Below are 13,111 nucleotides of genomic sequence, written 5' to 3'. Positions count from 1 at the left end.
AATAAAAACTTTTATCTTGATTATCAGTCTGTGGTTTCCTCACTTTTATCTTTTTTATCCATCATATTTCTGATGATGTTTTTCAGACGTTGGAAAGCGAAAGAACTTAATAACAAGATAATTCCGAGAGCAATAAAGGCGCTGATCCTGGAAATATTATCCATTTGCCATACATCATAACTGTAGAGTTTTAAAACCATGAGCCCTACCAATACAAAACCAATCTTGCTGTATTCCTGAATATCCTTTTTCAAACCTGTATAAATAAAAATACTGGCAAGAATGGTCCATACAATAGGAAGGTAAAGAATATTGAAGTGTTCGCTTGCTTCATAAGAATGAGGAATATCATCAGAAGCCATTAAAACATAGGAATGATGAAGTTCACAGCTTGCACAAATAATAAATGCCAAAGACATTATCCAGTAAGAAATCTGGCGTTTATGAAACTGCGATGAAGAGATAATCCTGAAACATATATATATAAAAGGAATCAACTGAAGCAAATGAAGTAAATAAAAACTTAAATGCAGTCTTTTTGTTAAAATATCAGGGACAATTGATGAGACTGAAACAGATAGGTTAACAGTTGCCAGGATAAAAAACAGATAAATCAGAGCGGTCTGAATATCACTTATGATATGAAGTTGCTTTCTGATAAGTAATAATATAAAGATATAATAAATAGTAAATAATAATCCTACACCAGCAATTGCTGTCCATGGCATGTCTGAAATGTGGTAGGTGATCTCAAGAAGAAAAGTGATATAAATAACCCCATAACTTACTACCGTAATAAGATCCTCAAAAAAGTTATTGGTTTTTTCGTTTGATTCCTGTTTTGTATTTCTTAATAAATATAAATTGGCAATAATAGAAGCGATAGTAAATGAACTGGTGATAAACGGAGGGTTGAAGATGATATTAAAGTCGCTGGTTCCAAAATATTCTGTCCAGGTTACAATCTGAGCGATCATGACCATTGGAAATAAAAGATAGAAAAAGGTTTTGAAAATGCTATGACCTGTTTTTTTCCAGATGAAAAGCAGCAGGGTGGTTTCTATTGCCCAGATACTGGTAATAAGGTGGGTTTTAAACTGAATGGCTACAGCTGTAGTGATAAGGCTGGTAACAAGTCCTGCAAATACAGAATAAGCAACTCCGAAGTTTTTTCGTCCATGCTCTCTAAAGAGCAGAATGGAATTGACTGCTGCGAAAATAAGTGGAAAAATAATTGGAGGTTCATAGGCTAAAGTATCAAAAATATAGAGGAGTCCAAGAATACTCGAAAAATTAGCAAAAGCAAGTATTAGAATATCAGATGTTGAAAGTATGTTTTTCCTGATGTAATCATGCAGGGCAAAAAGATAGAAAATCACATAACTTATCATGTAAAAAGTAATGCTTAAGAGTTCCGTGCTCTCATTTGTCCAATAAAAAAGATAAGCGGTTGTGAAAATATAGGCAGTCCATCCAACACTTTTCCAGTGTTGAAGAAAAGAGACTACAAGCATTCCAACATTTAAAAGAGTGAGATAAATAAAAAGAAAATGGTAGTTACTTTGCCCTGTGCTGATCATCAAAGGAGCGCTGAAGCCTCCTATTAATGAGAAAATAATTAAGACTTCACTTTTATAATAATAGGATAAAATAATAGATGCTGCCGTAATCAGTACGGTGATTACAAAAGATGTATTCTGTGTAAAAAGATGATATTCCCGGAAGGCAATCGTGGCGGTGAAATACAATACGGCAATTCCACCTCCGGTTATAATAGATGCAAATACTGTATAGTTCTTTCTAAGGAAATGTCCTATAATGATGATTCCAGCTCCGGTACAAAAACCAATTCCTGCTCTTGCTGTTTCTCCAATCCAGTTTTTATCAATAGCATACTTCACAAAATAACCGATTCCGAGAACAAGAGTAAAAATACCAATGATGGTAAGTGCATTTTGTTTTAGGAAATCAAAAACAGGAGTTAGCCAGTCTTTTTGAACTGATGGTGGGATTTCTTTATTTTCTTCCCTGTATTTTACTTCTTCAGGAACAATTTGATGAGGTTGTACTTGCTGAGGAACAATAGTTTCTTCTGTTGAAGTTTTTTTATGGATTACTTCAGATTGAGCCGGGGCCTTATTGATTTTGTAATTAAGGTCGGTGATTTCCTTTTCAAGTCTTCTGATTTTGGTATTCAGATTGTTGAAAATGATGAAGATTACTATAAATATGATGACAGCAACAAGTTCATTCATTTCATTAGTTTTATCAAATATAAAGAAATGTTTGAAAAGCTATTTAAAAAAATTAACCCATCACAGTATAAGTGGTGGGTTAAATGGTATAGATAACTAACAATATGTTTTACTAGTTTGATATTTTGTAAATGGAGAAAGATGTAGTACTCGTTGATAATAGCGATAAGCTGATACCTGGATCAATAAATCCAAAGTTTACTCTATCACCTGCCTGGAAAGAATATAGAGCATTAATATAACTGTCCGAGATAGTTAAGCTAGCCACAATAAGATTGACACCACTGAAAATACGGGAGTCTATTAATGTAGTAACGCCGGCTCCGGCTCCTCTTGTTCTGGTGATTCCAATACCGGTACCACCACTTAATAAAGAAGCTTGAAGTCCTGTTCCAAAACGGAATGAATATGATACAGCATATATTCCATCTGATGGTATTGTATAAGCTGAAGTGGCATCATTGAATAAAGCTGCACTACCTATGGTTCTTTCGGCTGCTAGAAAATTAACAGGTTTGAAATCTCCCAATACACCTACAGTAAGGAGACTGATGCCGGTGCTTTTTTTTGCAGAATATACGGTAGTGTTAGTTCCTGAAGCGGCTATTAATAATGCTGGGTCTACTGTGTAAACCTGAGTGCTTCCCTGGTTAATTGCTAAAACCTGATAGCCAGGTAATGCTGTAGCTGCGGGTGTATCTCTAACTTTCAGTGTTCCATTAACATCTAAAGTTGCAGATGGAGTAGCTGTATTGATTCCAACTTGTGAAAATAAAGGTAAGGTTGCGCATGCTAACATTAAGCTGTAAAGTTTAGTTTTCATGATCAAGATTTTTAATTAGTTGCTAAGCAAATATACAATAAAAATTACACTCACCATTGTGAAATTTATAATTTTAATATTAATATGGTGTAATATATTTAAACATATGTTTATATTTTATATAATATTACTACATAATTTAATTACGAGTTATTATATTTATCTTGTAATTAATCGTCTGTTTATAAGGTGTTTAAGGAAAATTATTTCTCCCCAATGTGTGGGTTATTTTTATGGTAAAAGGAAGGTGCTGGACGCCGGATATTTTTTTATAAAAATTGTGTTTTTTTCGGTTTTTAGTCGGTTTAAAAGCAAAAACACTGCTTTAATAGCAGTGTTTTTAGTGTGTTTATTGACTTTTTTCTAGCTTTCTAAGAGGAATTCTTTATAGTTTCCAAGAAAATCAACATTAGCATTGATAGATTCAAGCTCTTTGAGTGCATTTCCATGTAAGACTTCTTCCCAGGGTCCTTCTACGTTGATAAAGAAGAAATAATTGCCCAGTCCGGTCTTTAATGTTCTGGATTCAATTTTACTGAGGTTCATCTTCCGCCATGCAAAAACCGATAAGACCTGATGTAATCCACCCGGATGATCTTCCGGAAGAGTTATCAGCATTCCTGCTTTTTCTCCCAAAGTTTCCAGGTTATTATTTTGGTATGTATCCTGTTGCTTAGAGATAATGATAAACCGGGTATGATTCTGTTCGAAATCCTGAATATTACGGTTGATAATTTTCAGCCCATATAAATTGGCGGCAAACTGGTTGGCCACTGCAGCAATAGCGGTCTCCCTGTTCTCTGAAACAAATTTTGCAGCTGCTGCCGTAGAAGAAAAGTCCTGCTTTGGAATCTCCTTATAATGGGTGTCCAGAAAATGGAAGCTCTGAGCCAGCGCTTGTGGATGTGAATATATTCTTTCAATATTCTCAATAGAGTTTTCCGGGTGAATCATCAGGTGATGAGCAATAGGCATTACCGCTTCTGCCTCAATTTTAATAGACGGGGTTTTATATAAATAGTCCAGCGTCATAGAAACTGTTCCCTCAATAGAGTTTTCCAAAGGTACAACAGCCTTTACTGCTTCTCCGTTTTCAACAACATTAAAACAATCCAGAATACTGGCCTGTGGTAATAACTCTTCATCAGGAAACAGCTGCGCTGCGGCAAGCTGGGTGAAACTGGCATGAGGTCCCAAAAATGCAATCTTCATAATATAATATATAAGGGATGATTAAAATAAAGGTACAAAGGTGCGAATTAATTCATAAATAAGATTCAAAGTTCGATGTTTAAAGTTTAATGTTGTGGAGTTGTTTTGTTTTGGGTTCTGTGGTGCGGGTTATTGTTGCTGGTTTATTTTGTTGCTTGTTGCTTGTTGTTTGGTTGCTGGTTTATTTAGTTGGTTGATAGTTGGAGATAAATATTTTGGCTTCATTAAAAAATTCACTCTTCACTTGCGAAGCAAAATTCACTATTGACCTTTACAAACTTTGATCACTACTTCACAGAAAATTTACCTAATCCCTGCAACCTAATCCCTATTACCTGATCTCCTCCCAATTCTTCTCTATCATTTCCATCAGAAAATCGGGACACTTGATGATCTTATTGGTTTTCGCATCCAGAAAGAATAGAGTAGTGGAAGCTTCTGTTATTTTAATATGCTCTTCATTGTAAATTTCATATTCAAATTCGATCCTTACTCCAGGTATTTTTTTAACATAAGTATGAATTTCTAATTTTTGATCATATAAAGCTGGTCGGATATACTTAATTTTATAGTCCGAAACAGGGAGCCAAATTCCTTGGTTTTCAATTTCATCGTATGAAATTCCTATGCTTCTGAAGAGCTCAACTCTCCCCACTTCGAAGTACGTTGCATAGTTGCCGTAGTATACGTATTTCATAGGATCTGTTTCTGCGTAACGTACTCGTATTGAGTGTGTTGTGTGTATCATTTTAGGTGCTAAATTATACATACAAATATATTTTTAAATAATCAATACCTGCAATATTTTTTTTTGAAAAGAAAAAATTGGACCTTTGTCTTCCTTCTAAACACAGTACAAACAAAGAATAATCGGGGCATAAAAAATGGATGACAATTTAATGATGATATGGCAGAAATGCCTTCAGTTTATGCGTGATAACCTGAACGCAGCTGAAGACAATTCTGACCTGAAAAAACTTGAAAAATCTTTCGATATGTTATTCGATAAGGTTCAGCCGCTTTCATTAGTAGCAAACAACCTTACGTTGATCGTACCGAGTGATTTTTACAAGGAATATATAGAGGATAATTATCTGTCCTTACTTTCTGCTGCCCTGAAGAAAAATATTGGAAAAGGAGTGAAATTATGGTATTCTGTGATGGAAAACAGACCAAAAGGTGAAGAAAAACCAGTTACCATGAACATCAAGGGACAAAGCGTTCCTACTCCAAAAACACAGGAAACAATGCCACAAGGATTCTCTGCTAATATTGTGAACCCTTTTGTAGTTCCTGGAATTAGAAAAGTAAATATAGACTCTAACCTGAAACCAGACTATTCATTTGATAGTTATGTAGAAGGAGAAAGTAATAAATTTGCAGCCACTGTAGCCAGATCTATTGCCAAAAGACCTGGAGCAACAGCCTTCAACCCGTTATTCTTATATGGAGGTTACGGAGTTGGAAAAACCCACTTAGGACAAGCTGTAGGCCTTGAAGTAAAAAACCAGTTTCCAGATAAAGTAGTTCTTTATTTGTCTTCTGAAAAGTTTATCCAGCAGTTTATCTCTGCTGCCAAAGCACACAAGCAGACAGAATTTGCAAATTTCTACCAAATGGTGGATGTACTGATTATTGATGATATTCAGTTCTTATCCGGAAAATCAGCAACACAGGATAGTTTCTTCCATATTTTTGATCATCTGCATCAGAATGGAAAACAGATTATCCTTACATCAGATAAAGCTCCTGCCGATATTATGGATATTCAGGACAGAATTGTTTCCCGTTTCAAATGGGGGCTTTCTGCAGAAATCAAATCTCCGGATCTATCCACAAGAAGACAAATCATTGAAGATAAACTAAGCAGAGACGGAATTGTTCTCCCTGGAGATATGCTTGATTTCCTTGCTGTGGAAACGAAAACCAATGTAAGAGAACTTATCGGAGTAATTAACTCTGTAATCGCTTACTCTACAGTATACAAAAGAGATCTTAGTCTTGAATTGCTTAAGGAGACTATCAACAGGATTGCCGCCAACCAGAAAAAGATCATCAACATTCCTTACATCCAGGAAGTAGTATGTGATTATTTTGGAATCAAAAAAGAACAATTGCTGTCAAAAACAAGAAAAAGAGAGATTGCATTGCCAAGACAGCTTGCTATGTACTTCTCTAAAGAATTCACCAATTCTACATTTACTAAAATTGGCGAAGAAATGGGAGGTAAAGACCACTCTACAGTAATGTATGCATGTGATACTATCAAAGATGTATCGAAAATTGACAAAGAAATCAAGAAGTACGTAAAAGACCTTACAGAAAGAATCAAGCAATAGTATTGCTGAACAAAAATAAATTGAAATGAAGGATAGTTTTATTCTTCATTTTTTATTTAGTTTTGTTGGGACAAAAGACTCTTTTTTAAATAAACAGAATATGAAAATATTAATGGTTTGTCTGGGGAATATATGCAGAAGTCCGCTGGCAGAGGGGATTATGAAAGCAAAAGTACCGGAAAATTTTGTGATAGACTCAGCAGGAACCATTTCAATGCATGAAGGAGAGCATCCAGACAAAAGAGCCATTAAAACTGCCGCTAACCATAATATTGATATCTCAGAACAGAGATCAAGACCTATTACCAGAAAAGATTTTGAAACCTTTGATAAGATCTACTGCATGGATATTGATGTATTTGAAGACGTGGTTTCTAAAACCAGGAATGAAGAAGAACGACAGAAAGTATCTTTGTTTCTGGAAGTATTGGGAGATCATAAAAATGCTGAAGTTCCGGACCCTTATTGGGGAGATATGAGCGATTTTGAAAAGGTCTTTCAGCTTCTGGATAGAGGATGTAATGCTATTAAGAACCAAATATCAAAATGATAAGCATGAAAATACAAAATATTTCCCGCAACCATAACTTAACGAAAGAACTAAAAAAATAATACAATGCTTTTTTTACTCCCTGCTTACTTATCAGAAAATACTTCTATCAACCACTTTTCACCTGTTTTGAAGGATTATATCATGCAGACAGACTATTTCTTTGTGGAAAATGAAAAAACAGCAAGAAAGGTTGTTAAATTTTTTGCTCCTGGAAAAAAACAGGCTGATCTGAAGTTATTTTTATTAGATAAATACACAGAAAACGCAGATATCAAAGAAGCTCAAGAACTGATGCTGAAAGGGCAGGACTTCGGATTGCTGTCAGAAGCAGGATTGCCTTGTATTGCAGATCCCGGAAACCTGATTGTGAAATGGTGTCATGAGAAAAACATCAGAGTAATCCCTATTTCAGGACCTTCATCCATTATACTTGCTTTGATTTCCAGCGGATTCAATGGACAGGAATTTACCTTCCATGGTTATCTTCCTATTGATAAAGGAGAGAAAAAGAAACACATCACGAATCTTGAAAACCTTGTTCAGAAAACAGGATATTCACAGATTTTCATGGAAACCCCATATAGAAACAATCAGCTTTTTGAAGATTTGTGCAAGTTTTTATCACCTAATACCAAATTGTGTATTGCTGCCAATATCAATGATCCGGAGCATGAATTCATTAAGACAAAATCTATAAAAGACTGGCAGAAGCAGAAGCCGGAACTTCATAAAATACCTGCAGTGTTTGTGCTTGGGAAATAGTAATATATGGTAAAATAAAAATGATAGTAAAAAGCTGCTTGTAACGGATCATTTTGTCTTTTTACAATGTAACCTTTCGCTTAGAAAATATTTAACAGCCCTTAACATGGCTATTGCATTATTATTGTTTTTAACAGCTTACTGGAAACAGTATAAATTGTTGATAATGCAGTAAAAATCCGGGCATCGAAGATGCCCGGATTTTTAATAAGTTAATTTTGAATCTTTTTCTTTGATTTCCATTTCCTCCAAAGAACGATAATAACAGGAATGAGCAAGAAGAACGGCCATAATGAAACCATTCCCAACAGAAAACTTACAAAACTGTTCCAACCCTCAGTCAAAGAATCTACAAACCGGCTTCCAAATCCAATTTTTGAGGTAGTTGAGCTTCTTACTTTTTCTTTATATAAGTTTAAATTCAGAGTACTGTAATTTACACGGTCATCAATAAAACGAAGACTGCCTTCAGCAATGTCGATCTCATCTTCCAGCTCACGGATATTTTCCTGGATTTCTAACATATCCTTCGTGGTAGCAGCCTTTTTAAGCATATCACGGTATTTTTCAAGATATATTTTTTTGTTGGCAAGCTTTATGGCTATATCGGTATATTCTTCTGTGACGTCATTAGATGAAATGTTTTTAGACAAAACGGTTCCTACACCATCTGAAAAAGAATTAATTAATGCATCAAAATTTTTATGGGGTACACGGATAATCAAAGTAAGGTTATCATCCATATCCGTATTCTGGAACTCTTCTTTCTGGATGTAAGCATTGTTTTTCTTGATGATCTCATTGACCTGATTCTGAGTTTTTTTAATATCACCTACCTGAATCTTCATATCTCCTTTTTTGATGATTTTTTTGGAGATCGTATCTGTTTTCTTTGATTTATAAGCTTCTTTGTTTGTTCCATTTTCATCAGGAAGAAGTTTTTCGGAAACAGAAAATGATGGAGGTATAGGTGCTGCTGCTGCAGAAGGTGCTTTATCTTCGGTCAGAACTTCCATCAGGTCGGCTTTCACTTCCTGTTTTTCACCACCAGATTTGCTGCAGTTGATCAGGATAAGACCTGATAATAGAAAAATAATTTTTTTCATGGGTTAATTAGTTTTTCATGGATATAATCAAAAAGCGTGCTTAAAAGTGACTATGTTTCAGATTTATTTAAAATTTTTAAACAAAAGATCAAAATACATATTGAAAAGCAAAAAAATGAAGAGAACGAACTCAAAATAGGTCCTGAAAATTGTTGAAACAGTAAATTATTTCTATTTTTAATTCATGAAAAAAAGTCTTTTAGCATTTGTGTTTTCTCCATTTTTGATGTATGCCCAGGAAGTTCCGAAACTTACAGACGAGATGGCGATGAAATTATCTGATAAACCACTTCATTGTATCAATCAGGAATATCCGAATAAAACGGCCCATATCATCAACAATGCAGGAGAAGTTCCTTTGACTCCCAAAGATCTTCACCCTAGTTTTTATGGCTGTTTCGACTGGCATAGCTCTGTTCATGGACATTGGATGCTGACAAGACTTTTAAAAACAAAACCAAATCTGTCTAATGCCAAAGACATTGAAAAAATTCTGGATGAATCATTTCAGAAAGAAAAGCTGCAGACAGAAGCAGATTATTTTACAAAATATCAGTTAACCGGAACTTTTGAAAGAACCTATGGTTGGGCGTGGATCTTAAAGCTCGATGAAGAGCTGACAAACTGGGATCATCCGAAAGCTAAAATATGGCACAAAAACCTGAAACCGTTAACCGACCAGATTCTGAAGTCCTGGAAAACATATCTTCCCAAACAAACCTATCCCAACAGAACTGGAGTTCACCCTAATACGGCATTTGCAATGTCTTTTGCCATAGACTGGGCTAGGGCAAATAAAGATAAGGAGTTTGAAAACCAGCTGATGGAAAAGGCTAAATACTTCTTTTTAAAAGAACAGAAAACACCTGCTTATCTTGAGCCTGACGGATCAGATTTCTTTTCGCCAAGTCTTGAAATTGCAGATCTTATGCGCAGAGTTCTTCCTCAAAAAGAATTTGTACAGTGGCTGAATGCTTTCTACGAAAAAAGAAGCCTGGAAAATGTTGAAAAAATTCCTGTGGTAAGTGATCTAAGCGATTATCAGACCGTTCACCTTGTGGGATTATCCTTTTCAAAAGCATGGTGTATGAAAGGAATTTCAAACGCACTTCCCGCCAGCCATCCACTGAAAAAAGAATTCAGGAAAACGGCAGATGTATTTCTAAATAATGGGTTGCCACTGCTTTTCCAAGGAAATTATGGTGGAGACCACTGGCTGGCAAGTTTTGCCGTGTATGCTTTGGAAGATTAATATTTGATTCCGATTTTTTTCAGAATAAAGCCTAATAACCAGATAGGTCCTATCAGAAGAAACTTAAGATCTTTGAGAAAAGTAGGCTTTTGTCCTTCTATTTTATGGCCTATCAACTGGAAAATCCAGGTGATAATGAATACAGAAAAATAAACCATCCATGATTGCCTTCCGAAACTGATATTGGTCAGATAGATAAAATGCTCCATGACAAGCATTATTATGATCATTATAAGTGAGATCAAAAAAGACAGTCTTATATAGAACAGGGTGATCAGAATAATCATAATAAGGCTTATGATACTGACACATCCAAAATAAGAAGCACAGAAATGAGGGGAGGGAATCAGGGAAGCAAAGCCTAGAATTGACCAGAAAATTAAAGGCACACAAATCCAGCGAATGAACTTGTTGGCCGCATTTCTATGGCTTTTACTGTATTCGGCAAATAATAGATCAACCTTTCTCATACTGAAGGGAAATTGGATTGATGCTAAAATAATAAAATTTTGTAATCACTGGTAAGATTGCTTACATTTGCCTTATGTCTGCCCTAGAAAAATTTGGAGTTGATATTTTCACGGAACGTAATATTTTCGAGCGAATAGCTGTGGGTAAACCGTTTCGTCCCGATAACCCAGCTTTTATATTTATTAAATCAGGAACTATAAAACTTCGCCAGCATTTCAGTGATCTGGAAGTTTCTGCTAATATGTTTATGGTAACTGATCCACAGACCATTTATGAAGTGGTGGGAGTGACTGATGATTTTCAGTCGAGGATGGTTTCCTATAAAAGAGAATTTATTTCAGCTTTGTCATTGAAATTTAACCGCCTCATTACCTATCGTTATTTCAGGCAGCAGATGAATAAGGGGGTTCCTTTTCCCGAGGACGAAATGGAAGTCGTCTGGAAAAGCGTCAATTTCCTGAAGTATATCCTGGATTCTGAAACAGAAATGCTTTACAAGAAAGAAATGGTAGAGCATCTTTTCTCTGTTTTCTGCTATCAGATGGCAGGAATCATTTCCAAAGAGGATAACAGTTCTATGAATCAGATGTCCAGACAGGAAGAAATTGTATTTGTATTTCTTACTGATATTGCAGAACATCATCTTACACAAAGAACCGTTGAGTTTTATGCCGAACGGCAGTCAATTACAACCAGACATCTGTCTTCTGTGGTAAAGACCATTACAGGAAAGTCTGCAAGCCAAATCATCGCTTTAATTGTGATCAATGAAGCAAAAGTACTCTTAAACTCCTCCAATAAACCGGTTTCAGAGGTTTCCTCTATTCTCGGATTCAGTGATCAATACTCGTTTTCTCACTTTTTTAAGAAGCATCTGGAAGTAAGCCCCTCCCAGTACAGGCATCAGTTTGAAAATTAAAATCTTACATTTGAACATCTTTTTCCAAAAATCAAACATTTGATTGATTTTGTTATTGACCTAACTTTGCATCTGTAAAACAAGGTAAAATGACAAAGAAAATAAAAACAGCACTATCTGTACTGATAGCAGCTTTTCCTGCGCTGTTTTTTTCCCAACAGATCAAGCAGATGACCGCAGGTGAGGTGGCGGAACTCGCTGTTCAAAATCACCAGCAGCTCAAGGTTTCTGCACAGAACATTGGTATTGCAAAACAAAATACAAATGTTGTTAAGCTTCAGAAACTTCCTACGATCACGGCTTCTACAAGCCAGTTTTATTTAGGAGATGCGGTAGCTATCGATAAAGACTTTTCAAACTCTACCAATGTTCCAATGCCGCATTACGGAAGTTCGTACGCGGTGCAGGCAACACAGTTAATCTTCAAAGGAGGATTGGTGAATAAATCTATTGAAATGGCGGGGCTTCGTGAGCAGCTTTCGGAACTGGATTTAGAGAAAAATAAGCAGGATGTGAAGTTTTTAGTGATTTCCAACTATCTGGATGTCTATAAAATTATCAATCAGGAAGAGGTATTTCAGAATAATAAAAAACTGGCTCAGGAACGTCTTAAAAACATTCAGAAATTCTACCAGCAGGGAATGGTAACCCGAAATGAAGTGATTCGTGGAGAATTGGCCATTAAGAACCTGGATCAGGGAATTCTTACTCTTACCAACAATAAGAAAATTCTTAATTATAACCTGAATATTGCTTTAGGGTTATCTTCTGACACGGAGATCGTTCCTACAGAAAGTTTAGAGAATAAAGAATCCGGAATAGGCATGGAGTATTATACAGATCTTGCCCATGAAAGCAATCCATTATTGAAATCAGCTCAAAAAAATATTGCGGTAGCAGATAAGAATATTGAGATTATCAAAACGGATAATGCACCTACATTAGCTGGATTTGGAGGATATACACTCCAAAGACCTATTACGACAAGAAATCCTGTTTTGGATATGTACTCAGGAGGCTGGCAGACCGGGGTTTCTTTGAGTTATAATATAGACATGCTTTATAAAACAAAAGAAAAAGTAAAATTAGGTGAGCTGCAAAAGAATCAGGCGAATGATGCCATGACTCTGGTACAGCAGAATGTAGATATGGGAGTGAATGCAGCCTATACAAAATATCAGGAAGCAATTCAGCAGGCGAATATTCTGAATGACTCCAAAAGACTGGCGGAAGAAAACTACAAGATTACGGAGGCCAAATATCTGAATCAATTGGCTGTGCAGGCAGAAATGATTGATGCTCAGAACCAGAAACTACAGTCAGAACTTGATTATGCCAATGCAGAAATCAATGTTTTGTATCAGTACTACAACCTTTTGAAATCTACAGGAACACTTTAATTTTAAAACTGACAATCAA

At 35.6% G+C, this 13,111-nt stretch carries 12 protein-coding genes; 6 read left to right on the top strand and 6 right to left on the bottom strand.

Annotated features, from left to right (window positions below; genetic code table 11):
• Positions 1-23 precede the first annotated feature (23 nt).
• From OL225_RS11740 to OL225_RS11725, 4 genes are all read right to left on the bottom strand, one after another.
• Complete coding sequence (locus tag OL225_RS11740) at positions 24-2,255, bottom strand: DUF2339 domain-containing protein (protein ID WP_264518379.1); 2,232 nt, start codon at positions 2,253-2,255, stop codon at positions 24-26.
• 112 nt (positions 2,256-2,367) lie between these two features.
• The gene (locus OL225_RS11735; protein WP_047376843.1) at positions 2,368-3,078 is read right to left on the bottom strand and encodes a hypothetical protein; all 711 of its coding nucleotides are present in this window, start codon (positions 3,076-3,078) and stop codon (positions 2,368-2,370) included.
• 363 nt (positions 3,079-3,441) lie between these two features.
• Complete coding sequence (gene pheA, locus OL225_RS11730; RefSeq protein ID WP_264518378.1) at positions 3,442-4,290, bottom strand: prephenate dehydratase; 849 nt, start codon at positions 4,288-4,290, stop codon at positions 3,442-3,444.
• 331 nt (positions 4,291-4,621) lie between these two features.
• Entirely contained in the window at positions 4,622-5,038 is a 417-nt protein-coding gene (locus OL225_RS11725) for an acyl-CoA thioesterase (RefSeq protein WP_047376977.1), read from the bottom strand.
• Between the two features lie 136 nt (positions 5,039-5,174).
• Here OL225_RS11725 and dnaA point away from each other — a divergent pair, with 136 nt between their 5' ends.
• The 3 genes from dnaA to OL225_RS11710 all read left to right on the top strand — a co-directional run bounded on the left by dnaA (position 5,175) and on the right by OL225_RS11710 (position 7,944).
• Positions 5,175-6,629, top strand: coding sequence for a chromosomal replication initiator protein DnaA (gene dnaA, locus OL225_RS11720; protein WP_047376841.1), 1,455 nt, complete (start codon positions 5,175-5,177; stop codon positions 6,627-6,629).
• Positions 6,630-6,729: 100 nt separating this feature from the next.
• Positions 6,730-7,179 carry a low molecular weight protein-tyrosine-phosphatase gene (locus OL225_RS11715; RefSeq protein WP_264518377.1) on the top strand — a complete coding sequence of 150 codons (450 nt, stop codon included), beginning with the start codon at positions 6,730-6,732 and terminating at the stop codon, positions 7,177-7,179.
• A gap of 66 nt (positions 7,180-7,245) precedes the next feature.
• A complete protein-coding gene (locus tag OL225_RS11710) occupies positions 7,246-7,944 on the top strand; it encodes an SAM-dependent methyltransferase (protein ID WP_264518376.1) in 699 nt (232 codons plus the stop codon).
• A 212-nt stretch (positions 7,945-8,156) separates the two neighbouring features.
• Here the strand turns inward: OL225_RS11710 and OL225_RS11705 are convergent, their stop codons facing one another.
• Complete coding sequence (locus OL225_RS11705; protein ID WP_264518375.1) at positions 8,157-9,050, bottom strand: DUF4349 domain-containing protein; 894 nt, start codon at positions 9,048-9,050, stop codon at positions 8,157-8,159.
• Between the two features lie 184 nt (positions 9,051-9,234).
• Between OL225_RS11705 and OL225_RS11700 the strand changes: the two genes are divergently transcribed.
• Entirely contained in the window at positions 9,235-10,302 is a 1,068-nt protein-coding gene (locus OL225_RS11700; RefSeq protein ID WP_264518374.1) for a DUF2891 domain-containing protein, read from the top strand.
• Here the strand turns inward: OL225_RS11700 and OL225_RS11695 are convergent.
• The gene (locus OL225_RS11695) at positions 10,299-10,772 is read right to left on the bottom strand and encodes a DUF962 domain-containing protein (protein WP_264518373.1); all 474 of its coding nucleotides are present in this window, start codon (positions 10,770-10,772) and stop codon (positions 10,299-10,301) included. The two genes, OL225_RS11700 and OL225_RS11695, sit on opposite strands and share 4 nt — an antisense overlap.
• A 74-nt stretch (positions 10,773-10,846) precedes the next feature.
• Here OL225_RS11695 and OL225_RS11690 point away from each other — a divergent pair, with 74 nt between their 5' ends.
• The gene (locus OL225_RS11690; RefSeq protein WP_047376834.1) at positions 10,847-11,692 is read left to right on the top strand and encodes a helix-turn-helix domain-containing protein; all 846 of its coding nucleotides are present in this window, start codon (positions 10,847-10,849) and stop codon (positions 11,690-11,692) included.
• Between the two features lie 89 nt (positions 11,693-11,781).
• A complete protein-coding gene (locus tag OL225_RS11685; protein WP_264518372.1) occupies positions 11,782-13,092 on the top strand; it encodes a TolC family protein in 1,311 nt (436 codons plus the stop codon).
• Positions 13,093-13,111 lie beyond the last annotated feature (19 nt).

It is taken from the genome of Chryseobacterium viscerum (genome assembly GCF_025949665.1).
Taxonomy (GTDB): Bacteria; Bacteroidota; Bacteroidia; order Flavobacteriales; family Weeksellaceae; genus Chryseobacterium; species Chryseobacterium viscerum_A.
This window is presented reverse-complemented; position numbering and strand designations above follow the sequence as displayed.

Excerpts from the sequence above, each read along its gene's own strand:
- OL225_RS11740 (WP_264518379.1), bottom strand. The coding sequence starts at position 2,255 with ATGAATGAACTTGTTGCTGTCATCATATTTATAGTAATCTTCATCATT.
- OL225_RS11735 (WP_047376843.1), bottom strand. The coding sequence starts at position 3,078 with ATGAAAACTAAACTTTACAGCTTAATGTTAGCATGCGCAACCTTACCT.
- pheA (WP_264518378.1), bottom strand. The coding sequence starts at position 4,290 with ATGAAGATTGCATTTTTGGGACCTCATGCCAGTTTCACCCAGCTTGCC.
- OL225_RS11725 (WP_047376977.1), bottom strand. The coding sequence starts at position 5,038 with ATGATACACACAACACACTCAATACGAGTACGTTACGCAGAAACAGAT.
- dnaA (WP_047376841.1), top strand. The coding sequence starts at position 5,175 with ATGGATGACAATTTAATGATGATATGGCAGAAATGCCTTCAGTTTATG.
- OL225_RS11715 (WP_264518377.1), top strand. The coding sequence starts at position 6,730 with ATGAAAATATTAATGGTTTGTCTGGGGAATATATGCAGAAGTCCGCTG.
- OL225_RS11710 (WP_264518376.1), top strand. The coding sequence starts at position 7,246 with ATGCTTTTTTTACTCCCTGCTTACTTATCAGAAAATACTTCTATCAAC.
- OL225_RS11705 (WP_264518375.1), bottom strand. The coding sequence starts at position 9,050 with ATGAAAAAAATTATTTTTCTATTATCAGGTCTTATCCTGATCAACTGC.
- OL225_RS11700 (WP_264518374.1), top strand. The coding sequence starts at position 9,235 with ATGAAAAAAAGTCTTTTAGCATTTGTGTTTTCTCCATTTTTGATGTAT.
- OL225_RS11695 (WP_264518373.1), bottom strand. The coding sequence starts at position 10,772 with ATGAGAAAGGTTGATCTATTATTTGCCGAATACAGTAAAAGCCATAGA.
- OL225_RS11690 (WP_047376834.1), top strand. The coding sequence starts at position 10,847 with ATGTCTGCCCTAGAAAAATTTGGAGTTGATATTTTCACGGAACGTAAT.
- OL225_RS11685 (WP_264518372.1), top strand. The coding sequence starts at position 11,782 with ATGACAAAGAAAATAAAAACAGCACTATCTGTACTGATAGCAGCTTTT.